Raw genomic sequence first — 17,098 nt, 5'->3', positions numbered from 1 at the left:
CGGACGGCCCGCGCAGGCGGGTGAGCCCGATGAGTGAGGGGAAGTCAAGGATGACGTCGCAGGCCGCGGACGGACCGGAGACGGTCGCCGCCTCGCGCCGCTCCAAGCTCACGCCGGAGCGTGAGCAGGAGTTCTTCGACGCCGTGCTCGACCAGATCCGCCGGTGCGGGTACGAGTCCGTCACCATGGAGGGCGTCGCCGCCAGCACCCGGTGCAGCAAGTCCACGCTCTACCGGCAGTGGAAGACCAAACCCCAGTTCGTCGCCGCCGCGCTGCGCGCCAGCCGCCGCGTCCGGTTCGCCGGGATCGACACCGGCTCCCTCACGGATGATCTGCGGCAGGCGGCTCAGGCGGCGGGGGACTGGTCGGGCAAGGACACCCGCCTGCTGCAGTCCCTCGGGCACGCCGTCACCGACGACCGGGAACTGGCGGAGGCGCTGCGCGAGGCGCTGGTCCACCCGGAGATCGCCGCGCTCCAGGAGATGCTGGAGCGGGCCGTGGCGCGGGGCGAGATCCCGGCCGGCCACCCGGCGCTGGAGTTCGTGCCGGCGATGATGTTCGGCGTCCTGCGCGTGCGCCCCGTGCTGTGCGGACAGTACGCCGACTCCGGCTACCTGGTCCGGTTCGTGGAGGCCGTCGTGCTTCCCGCCCTCGGTCTTTCGCAGAACCCGGCCGACCAGGCCGGCTCCGACACCAGGCCGCCGTTCACGGGATGACTGAACGGTGACCTGGCAGCGCCGCACCGTGGGGACGGGGGCGGCGCGGACGCCGGCCGGGCGGGGCTCCCCTTGAGCGGAGGGGGCCCCGCCCGGCCCGTGAGCATCACGGGACCGGCGTCAGACGTCCTGCCCGGCGCCACCGCCGGCCGACACCTTGATGCCCTTGAGGATCTCGTCCATCACGGCCGTGGACTGACCCACGTCCAGGCCGAACCGCACCACCAGGATGCGGCTCGGGTCGGCGGGCGAGGGGAACGCGGCCGACTCCACATAGCCGTCCGCGCCCTTGCTGGTGACCGCCTTCCAGCGCACCAGATAGCCCTTCTGCCCGGCCACCGTCACCGCCCGCGCGGCCAGTTCCCGGTGCGAGGTGACGGCGCCGTACGACTTGCCGCCGTAGGACTCCTCGGCGTTGGCCGCGACGTCGGCCTTGGCGACCTCCTCGGCCGTCGTGCCGCGCGTGCCCAGCGCGAGGGCGGGCGCGCTGTACGCGCCGCCCGCCGTGCAGGTCTTGGACGGGTCGCCGGGGCACGCGTAGGACTTGTCCGAGGTCACCTGCGCGCCGATGGCGAACGCCTGGCCGGTCCACCCCTCGGGCACCGGCACGCTGATCCCGTTGACCGGGTCCCGCACCGTGCCGCCGCCGCGCACCTTGGGCGCCGCGGACCGCTCCGGGGAGGGCGACTCCCGCGGGCCCCGGCCGCCGGGCCCGTCCTGGCGGGGCTCCTGACCCTGCCCCTGTCCGGGCCGCGCGTCGGCGCGGTCGCCCCCGCCGGAGTCCTGGGCCAGCGCGTAGACGCCGACCCCTGTGCACGCCAGCACCGCGGCCGCCGCCGCGACGGCTATCCCGGTGCGCAGACCGCGCCGGGAGCCCGCCGGCGGCTTGGCCGGGTATCCCGGATGCCCCGGATACCCCGGGTAGGCGTGCGGCGGGTAGGCCGGCGGGCCGCCGTACGCCGGGGGAGCGGGCTGGGCCCGCGGGGCGTCCGGCGCGGCCCCGGCGGGGTCCGCCCCGGCGGGACGGACCTGGGCCGTCCAGGCGGTGCCGTCCCACCACCGCTCGGTGGGCGGGGCGTCGTGCGTCTGTCCGGGGTCGGGATACCAGCCGGGAGGAGTCACCTGCGTCATGGGCATACCGTATGAGGCATCGGTGAAAGCCGGATGAGAGCGTCCGCCTCCGGGCACCCGCGGACCCCTCCCGCGAAGTCCCGCCGATTCACAGGTTTATCTGATTCCTGGTCAATAAAGGACGTCCGGAACCGAGTTGACGAGGGGCGCAGCACAAACCGGCCGGTCGGGCGGGGTGTTCGTCAGCCCGGCCGCGAAGCCGCTCACCCCGCGGGGCACCGCGTGCCCCGAGCGGCCGCCGACGGGCCCCGGAGGCGACTACGCTCGTGTTTCGTACGTCGTTCGGACGACCTGTGGAGGTACCGGGATGACGGAGGGACGGCCGCAGGCGGCCCCCTCGGGATACCTGTGGGAGCGGGACGCGGAGATCGCCACCGTCACCGAGGCGATCGAGCTGCTGTGCGCCGACCGGACCTCCGCCGGCAGCCTCCTGCTCTTCCGGGGCGAGGCCGGCCTCGGCAAGACCGCGCTGCTCGCCGAGATACGCCGCATCGCCGAACGGCGCGGCTGCGTGGTCTGGTCGGCCCGCGCGGGCGAGACCCTGAGGTCCGTACCGTTCCACGTCCTGAGGCAGCTCCTCCAGCCCGCGCTCGCCGCCCTGACCCCGGACGAGGCCCGCGAGTACCTCGGCGCCTGGTACGACATCTCCGGCCCCGCCCTCGGCATAGTGGAGCCCGGCGAGGGCAGCCCCGACCCGAGTTACGTCTGCGACGGACTCGTCTCCGTGGTGAGCCGCCTCGTCTCCCGCGACTGGCCCCTGGTCCTCCTCGTCGACGACGCCCACTGGGCCGACCTGGAGACGCTGCGCTGGCTCGCCGCCCTCGCCCGGCGCCTGGCCGACCTGCCCGTGCTCGTCGTGGTCGCCCGCAGGCCCGGAGAGGCGGACGGCGACAGCGTCCGCCTCCTCGACGAGATCGCCGCCGCCGGACGCCCCGTCAGCAACCTCAGCGCGCTCACCCCGCAGGCCACGGCCGGGCTCACCCGCGCCACCGTCGGCCCGCAGGCCGACGACCCGTTCTGCCGCGAGGTGTGGGCCGTCACCGGCGGCAACGCCTACGACACGGTGGAACTCCTCGCCAAGGTCCGCGACCGCGAACTCCAGCCCGTCGAGGACCGCGCCGCCGAACTGCGCGACCTCAACCGCTCCGCACGCGGCGGCGGACTCGTCGACCGGCTGCGCGAACTCGGCATCGAGCCGACCCAGTTCGCCTGGGCCGCCGCCATCCTCGGCACCGGCAGCCCGGTCGGCCTCGTCGCCAGGCTCGCCAACATGGACGCCGACTCCGCCGCGCGCTGCGCCGAGCTGCTCTGCGGCGCCCGAATCCTCGCCGAGGTCGCCCCGGACCCGGCCGCGCCCCAACCGCAGGACATCGCGGTGGAGTTCGTGCACCCGCTGATCGCCTCCGCCGTCTACGACTCCATCACGGACGCCATGCGCACGGCCATGCACGGCATCGCCGCGAACATCGTCACCGAGACCGGGCGCAGCGCCGCCGAGGCCGCCCGCCACCTGCTGAAGGTGCACCCCGAGGGCGACGCGGGCCTCGTCGAGCAGCTGCGCGAGGCGGCCCGCGAACACCTCGCCGTCGGCGCCCCGGACGCCGCCTGCGGGTGCCTCGAACGCGCCCTGGAAGAACCGCCGTTGCCGCATGTACGGGCCCAGGTGCTGTACGAACTGGGCCGCGCCAGGCTGCTGTCGGCGCCCGCGCTCACCATCGAGCACCTGCGGGACGCGCTCGCCGCCCCCGGACTCGACAGCGCCCAGCGTGTCGACGCCTCCATCCGGCTCTCCCAGGCCCTGCTCCACAACGACCAGCTGGAGGAGGCCGTCCGCACCGTCGAGGCCGAGGCGGACCGGCACGCGCCCGGCCCGGTGCGGATGCGGCTCCAGGCCGTGCAGTTCACCTGGGAGGCCGTCCACGGCGAGACCGTGTCCCCGGAACGCTCCCGGCGCCTGGCCGAACTCGCCGCGACCTGCACCGGCCGCGACAACTCCGAGCGCGCCCTGCTCATCCTGCGCGGCTTCGACGCCATGACCCACGGCGAGAACGCCGAGCAGGTCGTCGAACTGTGCGACCGCGCCCTGGTCAACGGCCGCCTCGCACCCGGCCTCGGCTGGACCGACGACGAGTGGGGCGTGGAGCTGCTGATGATGCTCGGCAGCGCCTACGCCCACACCGACCGGCTCGACCGCGCCGAGAGCCTCTTCTCCGAGGCCCTGCGCGCCTACACCCGCGCCGGCTGGCACGGCGGCCACCTCTCCCTGGCCCACGCCTACCTCGGCCTCGCCTACCGCCGTCAGGGCAAGCTCCAGGACGCCGAGACCGCGCTGCGCGAGGCGCTCCGGCTGGCCGAACGCGTCGGCCGGGGCCTGCCGCTGTACTGGTCGGCGACCTGCGGGCTGGTCGACACCCTGCTCGCCCGCGGCCACTTCGCCCAGGCATGGACCGTCGCCGAGCAGTACGGCTTCGCCCCGCCCTACCCGTCCACCATCGTGCTGCCCGACATCCGCTCCGTACGCGGCCGGCTGCTGCTCGCCGTGGGCCGCACCGAGGAGGGCATCAACGAACTGGAGGCCGCCGAGAAGGCCGCGGCCTCCCGCGGCGGCCACAACCCGGTGCTCGCCCCGTGGGCCGTCGATCTGGCCCGCGCCCTCGCCCCGCAGGACCCGGAGCGGGCCCGCACGCTCCTCACCGACGCCCGCCGCCAGGCCGAGCGGTTCGGCACCGACACCGCCATAGGAGAGGCCCTGCGCTGCGCCGCCGCCCTGGAGAGCGGCACGGGCGCCGAACGCCTCGCCGCCAAGGCCGTCGCCTATCTGGAGGCGTCGCCCTGCCAGTACGAGCACGCCGCCGCCCGCGTCGAGCACGGCATCCTCGCCCGCTCCCGCGCCGAACTCACCCGCGGCCGCGACCTCGCCCAGGCGTGCGGTGCCGACGGACTCGTGGCCCGCGCGAGCGGGGCGCTGGACCACCTGGGCGGCTGAGCACGGCTCAACGCTCCGGCGCGCCGCCCAGGATCTCCGCCAGGTCGTAGCGCACCGGCTCCTCCAGCTGGGCGAACGTACAGCTGTCGGGCGTGCGGTCCGGGCGCCAGCGGCGGAAACGGGCGGTGTGCCGGAAGCGGCGGCCGTTCTCCATGTGGTCGTAGGCCACCTCCGCGACCCGCTCGGGGCGCAGCGGCACCCAGGACAGGTCCTTCTTGCCCGACCAGCGGCTCGGCGCCCCCGGCAGCCGGGCCGTCTCGTGGGCCGACTCCTCCGCCCAGCGGGCCCACGGATGCCCGCTCACGTCGTCCATCCTGAGCGGTGCCAGCTCCTGGACCAGCTCCGCGCGCCGCTTCATCGTGAACGCGGCCGCCACGCCCACGTGCTGGAGCGCGCCCTCGTCGTCGTACAGCCCGAGCAGCAGCGAGCCCACCACCGGGCCGCTCTTGTGCAGGCGGTACCCGGCGACCACCACGTCCGCCGTCCGCTCGTGCTTGACCTTGAACATGGCCCGCTCGTCCTGCAGATAGGGCACGGTCAGCGGCTTGGCGACCACACCGTCCAGACCGGCGCCCTCGTACTGCTCGAACCAGCGCCGCGCCTCGTCCGCGTCCGTCGTCGCGGGCGCCAGATGCACCGGCGCCGTCACCCCGGCCAGCGCCCGGTCCAGCAGCGCCCGCCGGTCGGTCAGGGGAACGTCCAGCAGGGCGTGGTCGTCCAGCGCCAGCAGGTCGAAGGCGACGAAGGACGCCGGGGTCCGCTCGGCCAGCGTCCGCACCCGGGAGTCCGCCGGATGGATGCGCTCGGTCAGCGCGTCGAAGTCCAGATGGCCGTCCCGCGCGATCACGATCTCCCCGTCCACCACGCACCGCTCGGGCAGCCGCTCCTTCAGCGCCGCCACCAGCTCGGGAAAGTACCTGGTCAGCGGCTTGCCCGTGCGGCTGCCCAGCTCGACCTCGTCGCCGTCGCGGAACACGATCGCCCGGAAGCCGTCCCACTTCGCCTCGTAGTGCATGCCCGGCGGGATCTTCGCCACCGCCTTGGCGAGCATCGGCTTCACGGGCGGCATCACCGGCAGGTCCATACGCCGATTCTGCGCGCCGACGGCCGCCGCCGCCCGGTGTGCGGGCCGCGCGGGGTACGCCTACGGTGGCCGCATGGGCGATGCGGTGGAACTGCAGGTGGGCGGCCGGACCGTACGGCTGACCCACCCGGAGCGCGTGTTCTTCCCCGCGCACGGCTACACCAAGCTCGACATCGCCGAGTACTACGCCGCCGTCGGCCCCGGCATCCTGCGCGCCCTGCGCGACCGCCCCACCACCCTCCAGCGCTACCCGGAGGGCCTGGAGGGGGAGTGGTTCTACCAGAAGCGGGCCCCCAAGAACATGCCCGACTGGATTCCCACCGCCCACATCACCTTCCCCAGCGGCCGCAGCGCCGACGAGATGTGCCCCACCGAGGAGGCCGCCGCCGTGTGGGCCGCCCAGTACGGCACCCTCACCTTCCACCCCTGGCCGGTGCGCCGCGACGACGTGGACCACCCCGACGAACTCCGCGTCGACCTCGACCCGCAGCCCGGCACCGACTACGCGGACGCCGTCCGCGCCGCCTTCGAACTCCGGGCGGTCCTGGAGGAGTTCGGCGGGCTGCGTGGCTGGCCCAAGACCTCTGGCGGCCGGGGCCTGCACGTGTTCGTGCCCATCGAACCGCGCTGGACCTTCACCCAGGTCCGGCGCGCGGCCATCGCCGTCGGCCGGGAACTGGCCCGCCGGATGCCCGAGCACGTGACGGTGAAGTGGTGGAAGGAGGAGCGCGGCGAGCGCATCTTCGTGGACTACAACCAGACCGCCCGCGACCGCACCATCGCCTCCGCCTACTCCGTGCGCCCGCGGCCCGACGCCACCGTCTCCGCGCCGCTGCGCTGGGACGAGGTCGCCGAGGCCCGGCCGGGCGACTTCGACATCGTCACCATGCCGCGCCGCTTCGCCGAACTCGGCGACGTCCACGCCGACATGGACGACCACGCCTACTCCCTGGACGCCCTGCTGGACCTGGCCCGCCGTGACGAGGCCGAGCACGGCCTGGGCGATCTGCCGTACCCGCCGGAGTACCCGAAGATGCCCGGCGAACCCAAGCGGGTGCAGCCCAGCCGGGCCCGCAAGGACCAGCCGTCGCCCTGACCTCACGGCCCCCGGGCGCACGGGGCCCCGCGGCTATCCTGATCACAGCCGCCGATGAGGAGCCCCAAGTGACCGAGGCAGTGTCGCGTCCCACGCTGGAGGCGGTGGCCGCGCTGGCCGGGGTGTCGCGCGCCACCGTCTCGCGGGTCGTCAACGGCGGTGACGGAGTGCGCGAATCACTCGTGACCCGGGTCCGCCGGGCCGTCGACGAACTCGGCTACGTCCCCAACCAGGCCGCCCGCAGCCTGGTCACCAAACGGCACGACGCCGTCGCCGTCGTCATCGCGGAACCCGGCACCCGCGTCTTCGCGGACCCCTTCTTCGCCGCCCAGCTGCGCGGCATCAGCAAGGAACTGACCGCCCACGACAACCAGTTGGTGCTGCTGCTCACCGAGGGCCGCGACGACCACGCCCGCGTCGCCCGCTACCTCGCCGGCGGCCACGTGGACGGCGCCCTCGTCTTCTCCCTCCACCTGGACGACCCGCTGCCCGGCCTGATCCGCGACGCCGGCGTCCGCACCGTCTTCGGCGGCCGCCCCGACTGGGACGAGGGCGACACCGGCGGCGCGGTGTACGTGGACAGCGACAACCGGGGCGGCGCCCGTGCGGCGGTACGGCATCTCGTCGGCCTCGGCCGGACCCGGATCGCGCACATCACCGGCGCCCTGGACCAGACCTCCGCCGTGGACCGGCTGGACGGCTACCGCGACGTGATGGGCGACGCCGATCCCGCCCTGGTCGCGGAGAGCGACTTCACCCCGGCGGGCGGCGAACACGCCATGCGTGAACTCCTCGCCCGCCGCCCCGACGTCGACGCCGTGTTCGCCGCCAACGACCTCACCGCCATGGGTGCCCTGCGGGTCCTGCGCGCGCACGGCAGGCGTGTCCCCGAGGACGTGGCCGTGATCGGCTTCGACGACATGGCCCCGGTCGCGGAACAGACCGACCCCCCGCTCACCACGGTCCGCCAGGACATAGAGGAGATGGGCCGCCTGATGGCCCGCCTCCTCCTCGGTGACCGCACCCCCGCGAACCGCCCCGAGGGCGTCCCCGAAGGCGTCCGCGAGGGGGCCGCCGAGGGGGTCATCCTCCCCACGACCCTCGTCCGCCGGGCCTCGGCCTAGACACCCTCACCCTCCGGCGGCGACTCCCTATGCCTCCTGCGCGGGATCGCCCTTGATCAGCGCGAACTCGTACCCGTGCGGGTCGGCGACGCGGGCCAGGCGGCCCACACCGGGCACGCTGGTCGCGGGCATGCGTACCGAGCCGCCCAGCTCCGTCGCGCGAGCCACCAGGGCGTCGGTGTCGGCGGCGCCGAAGTACGGCAGCCACTGCGGCGGGCGGCCGGTGTCCGCGGGATCGTCCAGCGTGGTGACGACGCCGCCGAACATGGCGTCCTCCCCGGCGCCCGCCGGATAGAGCGAGGTGTAGGTGCCGCCGGGGAAGGAGACACCGGAGGTCTCCACCCCGAGCACCCGGTGGTAGAAGGCGGCGCTCGCCGCCACGTCCGGGGTGTGCAGCTCGACCCAGCACAGGGCACCCGGCTCGGTCGCCGCCTCCAGCCCCTCGACCGGGTCCGGCTGCCAGACCCGGAACGCCGCCCCCGCCGGGTCCTTCAGCCCCGCCACCCGGGCGAGACCGCGCACCTCCGTCGGCTGGAACACCACCGTGCCGTGGGCCACCCCGGCCGCCTCGGCGGTGCCGAGCGCGTCCGCGCAGCGGAAGTACACCGTCCAGCCCGCCCGGCCGCGGTCCGGGTCGAGCGCCATCGCGCCGGCGGCCGTCCTGCCGTCGAGGCGGAGGAGGACGTAGCCGCCGGCCTCCGGGCCCGCGGGTTCGGGCCGCCAGCCGAAGAGAGAGCTGTAGAAGGCGAGGCTCGCGTCCAGATCGGGGGAGCCGAGGTCGATCCAGTTGGGAGCGCCGTAGGGGAAACGGGTGGTGAGCATGCGCCCTCCTCGGGGACCGTCGGCCGTGCCGTCCTTGGCACCGACGAGTCTGGCACCGGCCCGGCCGGATCGCCCCGCGCGCCGCCGTGCGCGGGCGTGTCCGGCCGGAGGATCATCGGGACGGCCCACGCGGCGCTCGTCGACCCGGCGTTGATCAAACGTTTTTCGGCGCCCGGCACGATCCTTGCCATGCAGAGCGAGACGATCACACCGGCCGATTCCGCCTGGCAGGGCCAGGCCCTGTGCGCGCAGACCGGGGCGGACTTCTTCTTCCCCGAGCCCGGCAGCTCGGTGCGCGAGGCGAAACGGATCTGCGCGATGTGCGAGATCCGTCCCGCCTGCCTCGACCACGCGCTCGCCCACGACGAACGCTTCGGCGTCTGGGGCGGCCTGTCGGAACGCGAACGGCTCGCCCTGCGCCGCACGGCCCGCTGACCGCGGGCCGCACGGCGGGCCGGCGTCAGCCGGCCGCGCGCGCCGCCATGCGCGCCTTGCGGGCCGCGAGCCGCTCGTCGAACTTGGACGCCTCCGCGTCCAGGCCGCCCATGAACACGCCCAGCTCCTCCTGCGCCCGCAGGCCGTCGGGGCCGAGGCCGTCGATCTCCATGACCTTGAGGAAGCGCAGCACCGGCTGGAGCACGTCGTCGTGGTGGATACGGAGGTTGTAGACCTCGCCTATGGCCATCTGCGCGGCGGCCCGCTCGAAGCCGGGGATGCCGTGGCCCGGCATGCGGAAGTCGACCACGACGTCGCGGACCGCCTGCATGGTCAGGTCGGGCGCGAGCTCGAACGCCGAACGCAGCAGGTTCCGGTAGAAGACCATGTGCAGGTTCTCGTCGGTGGCGATGCGGGCCAGCATGCGGTCGCAGACCGGGTCGCCCGACTGGTGGCCGGTGTTGCGGTGCGAGATCCGGGTCGCCAGCTCCTGGAAGGCGACGTAGGCGATCGAGTGCAGCATCGAGTGCCGGTTGTCGGACTCGAAGCCCTCGCTCATGTGGGACATCCGGAACCGCTCCAGCGCGTCCGGGTCGACGGCGCGCGAGGTCAGCAGGTAGTCGCGCATCACGATGCCGTGCCGGCCCTCCTCGGCGGTCCAGCGGTGCACCCAGGTGCCCCAGGCGCCGTCGCGGCCGAAGAGCGAGGCGATCTCGTGGTGGTAGCTGGGGAGGTTGTCCTCGGTCAGCAGGTTGACGACCAGCGCGACCCGGCCGATCTCGGTGACCTTGGACTGCTCCTTGCCCCACGCCTCGCCGTCCTCGAAGAGGCCGGGGAAGTTGCGGCCGTCGCTCCAGGGCACGTACTCGTGCGGCATCCAGTCCTTGGCGACCTTCAGGTGCCGGTTCAGCTCCTTCTCCACCACTTCTTCCAGCGCGAACAGCAGTCGCGCGTCGGTCCAGGCGGACGAGCTGCCGAGGTGAGGGGAGGTGATCGTCAAGGGGAACTCCAGAAAACGGCCGAGCGGTGAGAAAAAGGGATACACGGCGACGTAACACCCCGGTGGGGGGCTGCCGTGAACCTACGGCTTCGTAGCCTACGTGTCCGTAGGTTACGAAGCCGTAGGTTAAGGGCGGCGTAAGGGTCACCGAAAGGGGCGGCCGTCCCCCTCCCCGGCTAGCCGATCTCCTCCCGGGCCGCGTCCCTCAGCACCCCGTCCGCGACCAGCAGCCAGCGGGTGATGCCGATGGAGTCCAGGAACGGCAGGTCGTGCCCGGCGACGATCAGCGCGCCCTCGTACGACTCCAGCGCGGACGTGAGTTGGCGCACGCTCGCCATGTCCAGGTTGTTGGTCGGCTCGTCCAGCAGCAGCAACTGCGGGGCGGGTTCGGCCAGCAGCAGCGCCGCCAGCGCCGCCCGGAAGCGCTCGCCGCCGGAGAGGGTGCCGGCCGGCTGGTCGGCCCGCTTGCCCCGGAACAGGAAGCGGGCCAGGCGGGCCCGGACGCGGTTGGGGGTGGCGCCGGGCGCGAACCGGGCCACGTTCTCCGCGACCGTCGCCCCGTCGTCCAGCACGTCCAGCCGCTGGGGCAGGAACCGCAGCGGCACGTGCGCCTCGGCCAGTCCGCCGAGCGGGGGCAGCTCCCCGGCGATCGTCCGCAACAAGGTCGTCTTCCCGGCGCCGTTGCGGCCGACGAGCGCGATCCGCTCCGGGCCGCGCAGGTCCAACAGCCCCTCCACGCGCGGCCCGTGGACCGTCCGGAGCTTCTCCAGCGTGAGCACCCGCCTGCCCGGCGGAACGGCCGTGTACGGCAGGTCGACGTGGATCTCGTCGTCGTCCCGGACCGCCTCCACCGCCTCGTCCAGGCGCTCCCTGGCCTCGGCGAGGCGTTCCTCGTGCATGATGCGGTGCTTGCCCGCGGACTCCTGGGCGGCGCGTTTGCGGGCGCCCATCACGATCTTCGGCTCGCGCTTGGAGTCGTACATCTTCTGCCCGTACCGCTTGCGGCGGGCCAGCTTCATGTGGGCGTCGGTGAGTTCCCTGCGCTGCTTGCGGACGTCGGCCTCGGCCGCGCGCACCGTCCGCTCGGCCGCCTCCTGTTCGACGGCGAGGGCGTCCTCGTAGGCGGAGTAGTTGCCGCCGTACCAGGCGACCTCGCCGGCGCGCAGGTCGGCGATCTGGTCGACCATGTCGAGCAGTTCGCGGTCGTGGCTGACCACGACGAGGACGCCGGGCCAGCCCGCCACGGCCGCGTACAGCCTGCGCCGGGCGTACAGGTCCAGGTTGTTGGTCGGCTCGTCCAGCAGCAGGACCTCGGGGCGGCGCAGCAGCAGCGCGGCCAGCCGGAGCAGCACCGACTCGCCCCCGGAGACCTCGCCGACCGTGCGGTCCAGGCCGATGTGGCCGAGGCCCAGTTCGCCGAGGGTGACCAGGGCGCGCTCCTCCACGTCCCAGTCCTCGTCGAGGGTCTCGAAGTGCTCCTCCGCGGCGTCGCCCGCCTCGATGGCGTGCAGCGCGGCCCGCTTGGCGGCGATGCCGAGGGCCTGGTCGACGCGCAGGGCGGTGTCGAGGGTGACGTTCTGGGGGAGCAGCCCGATGTCGCCGGACACCCGGACGGTGCCGCCGGTGGGGGTGAGCTCGCCGGAGAGCAGTTTCAGGAGGGTGGACTTGCCCGAGCCGTTGGCGCCGACCAGCCCGGTGCGGCCGGGGCCGAAGGCGATGTCGAGGCCGTCCAGGACGGGCGTGCCGTCCGGCCAGGCGAAGGTCAGGGAGGTGGCGGAGAGCGATGACGCGGGTGATGACATACGGGCCTCACGGTTGCCGGGGTGCGGTCAGGTCGGGGAGCTGACGAGACACCGCGGGGCGGAAACCGGAAGCCTTGAGGCACTGGGCCCCGGAAAGAGGGGGGCCGAGAAAAAAGGGGTCTGTGCCTGAGGGACGGCTCGTACGCCGAGGTCGAACGCCACGCACACCCCAGACGGGTGTGAACGCGATGTCTCAAGACCTCAGACGAGCAACGTCCTTCTCCTATCGACGGCAACAGAACCGATGTACACGCTACGAACGGCTGTGAAGCCTGTCAACGCGATTAACGCGTGACAGGTCCGGGCTCACGCGCGGGGGCCGGATCAGCCGCCGTCCCGCATCAGCTCGGCCAGCCCCTGGTCCAGATCGAGCTGCAGGTGTTCGAGGCCCACCGGCACCAGCTCGCCGGCCGCCCGCAGGAACCGCCGGATCTCACCGGAGCGCACATGCACCACCGCCGTGCCCTCCGGCGCGTGGAACTCCAGCACCGTGCGGTCGTAGCCGTACGGCCGCACCCGCACGTCCCCGTCGCCCCGCGGCTCGTGCAGCCCGGCGGACAGCAGCTCGCGGGAGAAGGTCCAGCACACCTCGACGCCCGCCAGGGTGGCCGGCGCGGGGAAGGTCATCCGGACCGCGTACGGGTCGCGCCGGTCGTAGTGCAGTGCGGCGGGAATGCTCGGCATGCGCGGCGCGGCGGCGACGAGACGCGCCTCCACGATTGCCTCGATCACGGTGGACAAAGCCTGTGCTCCCTCGGACGGCTGGACACTTGCTCCTGGCGCGGGTCGCGGCCCGACACCGGGAGAGACGACGGAAGCATCCGTTCCGTGCACACGCCGCGGGAGTGACGTCGGTCACGGTTCCGGGGTGCGAAACGGTCCCGAATCCGGGTACTCGGGGCCGTACCGGGCGGCGCGAGAGGGCCCGCCGGGCGGCGGAGGGAGCGACCATGCCAGCCGGTTCCAGCCCCAAGCGCGAGCGGCAGTACGAGCACATCAAGGACAGCGAGCTGGAGCGCGGCGCGAGCGAGGACCGGGCCGAGGAGATCGCCGCGCGCACGGTCAACAAGGAACGCGCCCGCGCCGGGGAGGCGAAGACGGCGAGCCGCAGCTCGACCGAGGACATCTCCTCCGGGCGGCGCGGCGGGATGCGCTCGGGCAGGGGCTCGCAGGGCCCGACCTACGACCAGCTCTACAACGAGGCCCGGCAGCGCAACATCCACGGCCGCTCCGACATGAACAAGGAGCAGCTGCGGCGCGCGCTGGACAAGGAGAAGTGAGCCGCGGCGGGTTTCAGCCCGCGCTCTGCCGGTACCGGGCCAGTTCGGGCGCCGTCTTCGTGGCGGTGAACTCGGTGACGCGGTACGCGCACACCCCGGCGGTCACGAACGGGTCGCCCGCGACGACCGCCTCGATCTCCGCCCGACTGTCCGCCACGGCGAGGACGATCCCGCCGTCGCGCGGGTTCTTGCGGCCGGAGGCGATGAACAGCCCCTTGTCGTACTGCTCGTCCAGCCAGGCCACATGAGCGCTCAGCGCGGCGTCGACGGCGTCGAGCGGGGCGGTGTACGTCAGCTCCAGTACGAACATGATCCGGAGCCTACCCCGGCGCCCCGTATCGTCATGGCCACCATGATCTCCGTACGGATTCCCGAGGACTGGCCCGCCACCGAGGACGCGGCCCGCGCGGTCCAGGACGCGCTGCGCGGCCGTGTCGTCCTGGACGAGACCGGCCCGCCGCCCGGCACTGGCCACGTCACCGGCGTCGACGTGGCCTACGACGACGAACGCGACCTGGTCGCGGCGGCGGCCGTCGTCCTGGACGCGGCGACGCTTCAGACGGTCGCGGAGGCGACCGCCGTGGGCCGGGTCGCCTTCCCCTACGTCCCCGGCCTGCTCGCCTTCCGCGAGCTGCCGGCCGTACGCGCGGCCCTCGACGCCCTGCCCTGCCCGCCCGGCCTGGTCGTCTGCGACGGCTACGGCCTGGCCCACCCCCGCCGCCTCGGCCTCGCCAGCCACCTCGGCGTCCTGACCGGCCTGCCCACGCTGGGCGTCGCCAAGAACCCCTTCACCTTCACCCACGCCGACCCCGCCCCGGCCCGCGGCAGCTCCGCCCCGCTCCTCGCGGCGGACGGCGCGGAGGTGGGCGCCGCCCTGCGCACCCGGAGCGGGGTCAAGCCGGTGTACGTCTCGGTGGGGCACCGGGTCACCCTCGACACCGCCCTCGCCCACACCCTCGCCCTGACCCCGGGCTACCGCCTGCCGGAGACCACCCGCCGGGCGGACGCCCTGTGCCGCCGCGCCCTGCGGGAGGCGGCCGGGGGCTGAGCGCTCACCGCGACTCCTCGTACGCCACCCGGAACCCGATCCCCGCCGCCCGCAGCCGTTCCAGCAGCGCGTCCCCCATCGCGGTCGCCGGGGTGAGCTGGCCGGAGCGCTCGGGCAGGGGGTCCGTGGCCAGGGAGAGGGCCGCCTCGGCGAACATCTTCGCCGTCTCGCCGTACCCGGGGTCGCCGCCCGTGACCTCGGTGAAGACGCGGCGGCCGCCGCCCTCGCCGACGAAGCGGACGCGGAACCAGCTCCGGGCGCGCTTCTCGGCGCTCGGGCCCTCGCCGGGCTGGAGGCGGCCGGAGAGCCAGGAGCGGACGGGGGAGAACTGGGCCGCCACCGCGAGGGCGCCGATGCCCGCCACCCCGGCCGCCGCGACCGGGAGGTGCCGGACCGCGGCGTAGTGGCGGTAGCGGAAGTCGGGGCCGTAGCGGTCCAGCGACTTCGCGGAGCGGCGCACGATCTGCGGGTCGATGGTGGGCAGCGGCAGCGCCCAGGCGCCGATCTCCCCGGCGTAGCGGGGCGTACCCGTGGGGGCGGTGACGCGGCGGTCCATGAGGCGCGGCTCGTGCCGGGCGCGGTCGCGGGCCGCGGCCAGCATCCGGCCGCCGCGCGCGAACTGGTTCAGCGCGGAGGCGAGCGTGCCGCCGGAGAAGGCGGCGTCCACCGTGACGAACCCGTCCACCCGCAGCGGCACCCCCTCGGGCAGCCGCGCCACCGTGAAGTAGGCGCCGAGGTCGTGCGGTACGGAGTCGAAGCCGCAGGCGTGCACCAGGCGGGCGCCGGTCTCGCGGGCGCGGGCGTCGTGGCGCACGTACATCAGGTCCACGAACTCGGGCTCGCCGGTGAGGTCGAGGTAGTCCGTGCCGGCGTCGGCGCAGGCGGCGACCAGTTCCTCGCCGTGGGTGATGTACGGGCCGACCGTCGAGGCCACGACCCGGGCCTGTTCCGCCAGGGCCCGCAGGGTGGCGGGCTCGGCGGAGTCGGCCCGGATCACCCCGACGGCCGAGCCGCCGGGCAGCCGCTCGCGCAGTGCCTCCAGCCGGGCCGGGTCGCGGCCCGCGACGGCCCAGCGCAGGCCCTCGGGGGCGTGCGCGGCGAGATACTCCGCCGTCAGCGCGCCGACGAAGCCGGTGGCGCCGAACAGCACGATGTCGTAGGGACGGTCGGTCGATTTCAGCCTGCTCATGACACTCCTTGACCGTGCTGCGGCCCGTTCCGGCCCCTTCAGCCCGCGCGGCTGCCGGGGGCCGAGGCTAGCGTGACCGGTGCGGTGCCCGGCGGGCGCCCCGCGCCCGCGCCCGGGGAAACGGGGCGCACCGGGGCACTTCGCTAAGCGCTCGCTCGTTCAGGTCTTGTGCCCGGTGGACGGTGTTCCTAGCATCACCGGTGTTACATCGTTCGTGTCATACGCGCTTGGGGGCAGGACGGCATGACGACGGCAACGACGCCGGGACAGGGCCCGCTCGACGGGGTCCGGGTGGTGGAGCTGGCCGGGATCGGTCCCGGCCCCTTCGCCGCGATGCTGCTCGCCGACCTGGGCGCCGACGTGGTCCGGGTGGACCGCCCCGACGGCCCCGGCCTCGGTATCGACCCCGCCCGGGACGTCACCAACCGCAACAAGCGCTCCGTCGTCGTCGACCTCAAGGCCCCGGACGGCCCCGCGCGCGTGCTCGACCTCGCCGAACGCGCCGACGTCCTCATCGAGGGCTACCGCCCCGGCGTCGCCGAGCGCCTCGGCGTCGGCCCCGCCGACTGCCACGCCCGCAACCCCGCCCTGGTCTACGGCCGGATGACCGGCTGGGGCCAGGACGGCCCGCTCGCCGACCGCGCCGGGCACGACGCCTCGTACATCGCCGTCACCGGCACCCTCGGCATGATCGGCCGCCCCGGCGACCCCCCGGCCCTGCCCGCCAACCTCCTCGGGGACTACGCGGGCGGCTCCCTCTATCTCGTCGTGGGCGTCCTCGCCGCGCTGCACCACGCCCGCGCCACCGGCACCGGCCAGGTGGTGGACGCCGCCATCGTGGACGGCGCCGCCCACCTCTCCGCCATGATCCACGGCATGCTCGCCGCGGGCGCCTGGCAGGACCGCCGCGCCGCCAACCTCCTCGACGGCGGCTGCCCCTACTACGGCACCTACGAGACCGCCGACGGCAAGTACATGGCGGTCGGCGCCCTCGAACCCCGCTTCTACGCCGAGTTCCTCCGCCTCCTCGACCTCGACGGCCTCGAAGACGCCCACCACGACCCGGCCCGCTGGCCCGGGCTGCGCGAGCGGGTGGCCGCCCGCCTCAAGTCCGGTACGCGCGCCGAGTGGACGGCCCGCTTCGAGGGCAGCGACGCCTGCGTGGCCCCCGTACTCAGCCTGCGCGAGGCCCCGCACCACCCCCACCTGGCCGCCCGCGCCACCTTCACCGAGCACGACGGGCTGGTGCAGCCCGCCCCCGCCCCGCGCTTCTCCGCCACCCCCACCCGCGTCCGCACCGGCCCCGCCCTGCCCGGCACCGGCGCCGAGGACGTGGCCCGCGACTGGGACCTCCCGCAAGCCACCGGCTGACACCCTCCCGAAAG

Annotated in this window: 16 protein-coding genes; 8 read left to right on the top strand and 8 right to left on the bottom strand. The window is 74.2% G+C overall.

What is annotated here, in order from left to right; genetic code table 11:
* The first annotated feature begins 50 nt into the window (after positions 1–50).
* Complete coding sequence (locus tag ABZ898_RS27295; protein WP_361664279.1) at positions 51–716, top strand: TetR/AcrR family transcriptional regulator C-terminal ligand-binding domain-containing protein; 666 nt, start codon at positions 51–53, stop codon at positions 714–716.
* 120 nt (positions 717–836) lie between these two features.
* On the opposite strand, the gene ABZ898_RS27290 is transcribed toward ABZ898_RS27295, so the two are convergent.
* Positions 837–1,847: a DUF2510 domain-containing protein gene (locus ABZ898_RS27290; protein WP_361664276.1), complete on the bottom strand. Its 1,011-nt coding sequence runs from the start codon at positions 1,845–1,847 to the stop codon at positions 837–839.
* Positions 1,848–2,154: 307 nt separating this feature from the next.
* Here ABZ898_RS27290 and ABZ898_RS27285 point away from each other — a divergent pair, with 307 nt between their 5' ends.
* The gene (locus tag ABZ898_RS27285; RefSeq protein ID WP_361664273.1) at positions 2,155–4,833 is read left to right on the top strand and encodes an AAA family ATPase; all 2,679 of its coding nucleotides are present in this window, start codon (positions 2,155–2,157) and stop codon (positions 4,831–4,833) included.
* 7 nt (positions 4,834–4,840) lie between these two features.
* Here ABZ898_RS27285 and ABZ898_RS27280 read toward each other — a convergent pair whose 3' ends face one another.
* A complete protein-coding gene (locus ABZ898_RS27280) occupies positions 4,841–5,917 on the bottom strand; it encodes an ATP-dependent DNA ligase (RefSeq protein WP_361664270.1) in 1,077 nt (358 codons plus the stop codon).
* 73 nt (positions 5,918–5,990) lie between these two features.
* On the opposite strand from ABZ898_RS27280, the gene ligD reads away from it, so the two are divergent.
* Both ligD and ABZ898_RS27270 read left to right on the top strand, forming a co-directional pair.
* Positions 5,991–7,013 carry a non-homologous end-joining DNA ligase gene (gene ligD, locus ABZ898_RS27275; protein WP_361664267.1) on the top strand — a complete coding sequence of 341 codons (1,023 nt, stop codon included), beginning with the start codon at positions 5,991–5,993 and terminating at the stop codon, positions 7,011–7,013.
* A 68-nt stretch (positions 7,014–7,081) separates the two neighbouring features.
* The gene (locus ABZ898_RS27270) at positions 7,082–8,137 is read left to right on the top strand and encodes a LacI family DNA-binding transcriptional regulator (RefSeq protein ID WP_361664264.1); all 1,056 of its coding nucleotides are present in this window, start codon (positions 7,082–7,084) and stop codon (positions 8,135–8,137) included.
* A 27-nt stretch (positions 8,138–8,164) separates the two neighbouring features.
* Here ABZ898_RS27270 and ABZ898_RS27265 read toward each other — a convergent pair whose 3' ends face one another.
* Complete coding sequence (locus ABZ898_RS27265; protein ID WP_361664261.1) at positions 8,165–8,959, bottom strand: VOC family protein; 795 nt, start codon at positions 8,957–8,959, stop codon at positions 8,165–8,167.
* Positions 8,960–9,148: 189 nt separating this feature from the next.
* Here ABZ898_RS27265 and ABZ898_RS27260 point away from each other — a divergent pair, with 189 nt between their 5' ends.
* Positions 9,149–9,394: a WhiB family transcriptional regulator gene (locus ABZ898_RS27260; RefSeq protein ID WP_361664258.1), complete on the top strand. Its 246-nt coding sequence runs from the start codon at positions 9,149–9,151 to the stop codon at positions 9,392–9,394.
* A 25-nt stretch (positions 9,395–9,419) separates the two neighbouring features.
* Here the strand turns inward: ABZ898_RS27260 and ABZ898_RS27255 are convergent, their stop codons facing one another.
* From ABZ898_RS27255 to ABZ898_RS27245, 3 genes are all read right to left on the bottom strand, one after another.
* Entirely contained in the window at positions 9,420–10,394 is a 975-nt protein-coding gene (locus ABZ898_RS27255; RefSeq protein WP_361664256.1) for an acyl-ACP desaturase, read from the bottom strand.
* A gap of 176 nt (positions 10,395–10,570) precedes the next feature.
* A complete protein-coding gene (locus ABZ898_RS27250; protein ID WP_361664253.1) occupies positions 10,571–12,196 on the bottom strand; it encodes an ABC-F family ATP-binding cassette domain-containing protein in 1,626 nt (541 codons plus the stop codon).
* 324 nt (positions 12,197–12,520) lie between these two features.
* Positions 12,521–12,937: an SsgA family sporulation/cell division regulator gene (locus tag ABZ898_RS27245; protein WP_361664250.1), complete on the bottom strand. Its 417-nt coding sequence runs from the start codon at positions 12,935–12,937 to the stop codon at positions 12,521–12,523.
* 209 nt (positions 12,938–13,146) lie between these two features.
* On the opposite strand from ABZ898_RS27245, the gene ABZ898_RS27240 reads away from it, so the two are divergent.
* Positions 13,147–13,476, top strand: a complete 330-nt coding sequence (locus ABZ898_RS27240; protein WP_361664247.1) for a plasmid stabilization protein — start codon at positions 13,147–13,149, stop codon at positions 13,474–13,476.
* Between the two features lie 13 nt (positions 13,477–13,489).
* Here ABZ898_RS27240 and ABZ898_RS27235 read toward each other — a convergent pair whose 3' ends face one another.
* Complete coding sequence (locus ABZ898_RS27235; RefSeq protein ID WP_361664244.1) at positions 13,490–13,786, bottom strand: YciI family protein; 297 nt, start codon at positions 13,784–13,786, stop codon at positions 13,490–13,492.
* 42 nt (positions 13,787–13,828) lie between these two features.
* Here ABZ898_RS27235 and ABZ898_RS27230 point away from each other — a divergent pair, with 42 nt between their 5' ends.
* Complete coding sequence (locus ABZ898_RS27230) at positions 13,829–14,524, top strand: endonuclease V (protein ID WP_361664365.1); 696 nt, start codon at positions 13,829–13,831, stop codon at positions 14,522–14,524.
* 4 nt (positions 14,525–14,528) lie between these two features.
* Here ABZ898_RS27230 and ABZ898_RS27225 read toward each other — a convergent pair whose 3' ends face one another.
* Positions 14,529–15,713: a saccharopine dehydrogenase NADP-binding domain-containing protein gene (locus ABZ898_RS27225; protein WP_361664242.1), complete on the bottom strand. Its 1,185-nt coding sequence runs from the start codon at positions 15,711–15,713 to the stop codon at positions 14,529–14,531.
* Positions 15,714–15,956: 243 nt separating this feature from the next.
* On the opposite strand from ABZ898_RS27225, the gene ABZ898_RS27220 reads away from it, so the two are divergent.
* Positions 15,957–17,084: a CaiB/BaiF CoA-transferase family protein gene (locus tag ABZ898_RS27220; protein ID WP_361664239.1), complete on the top strand. Its 1,128-nt coding sequence runs from the start codon at positions 15,957–15,959 to the stop codon at positions 17,082–17,084.
* The last annotated feature ends 14 nt before the right edge of the window (positions 17,085–17,098 follow it).

Origin of the sequence: Streptomyces sp. NPDC046860, from assembly GCF_040645115.1 — a bacterium.
Taxonomy (GTDB): domain Bacteria; phylum Actinomycetota; class Actinomycetes; order Streptomycetales; family Streptomycetaceae; genus Streptomyces.
The sequence above is the reverse complement of the archived record's forward strand: the minus strand, read 5'-3'. Positions and strand labels throughout refer to the sequence as shown.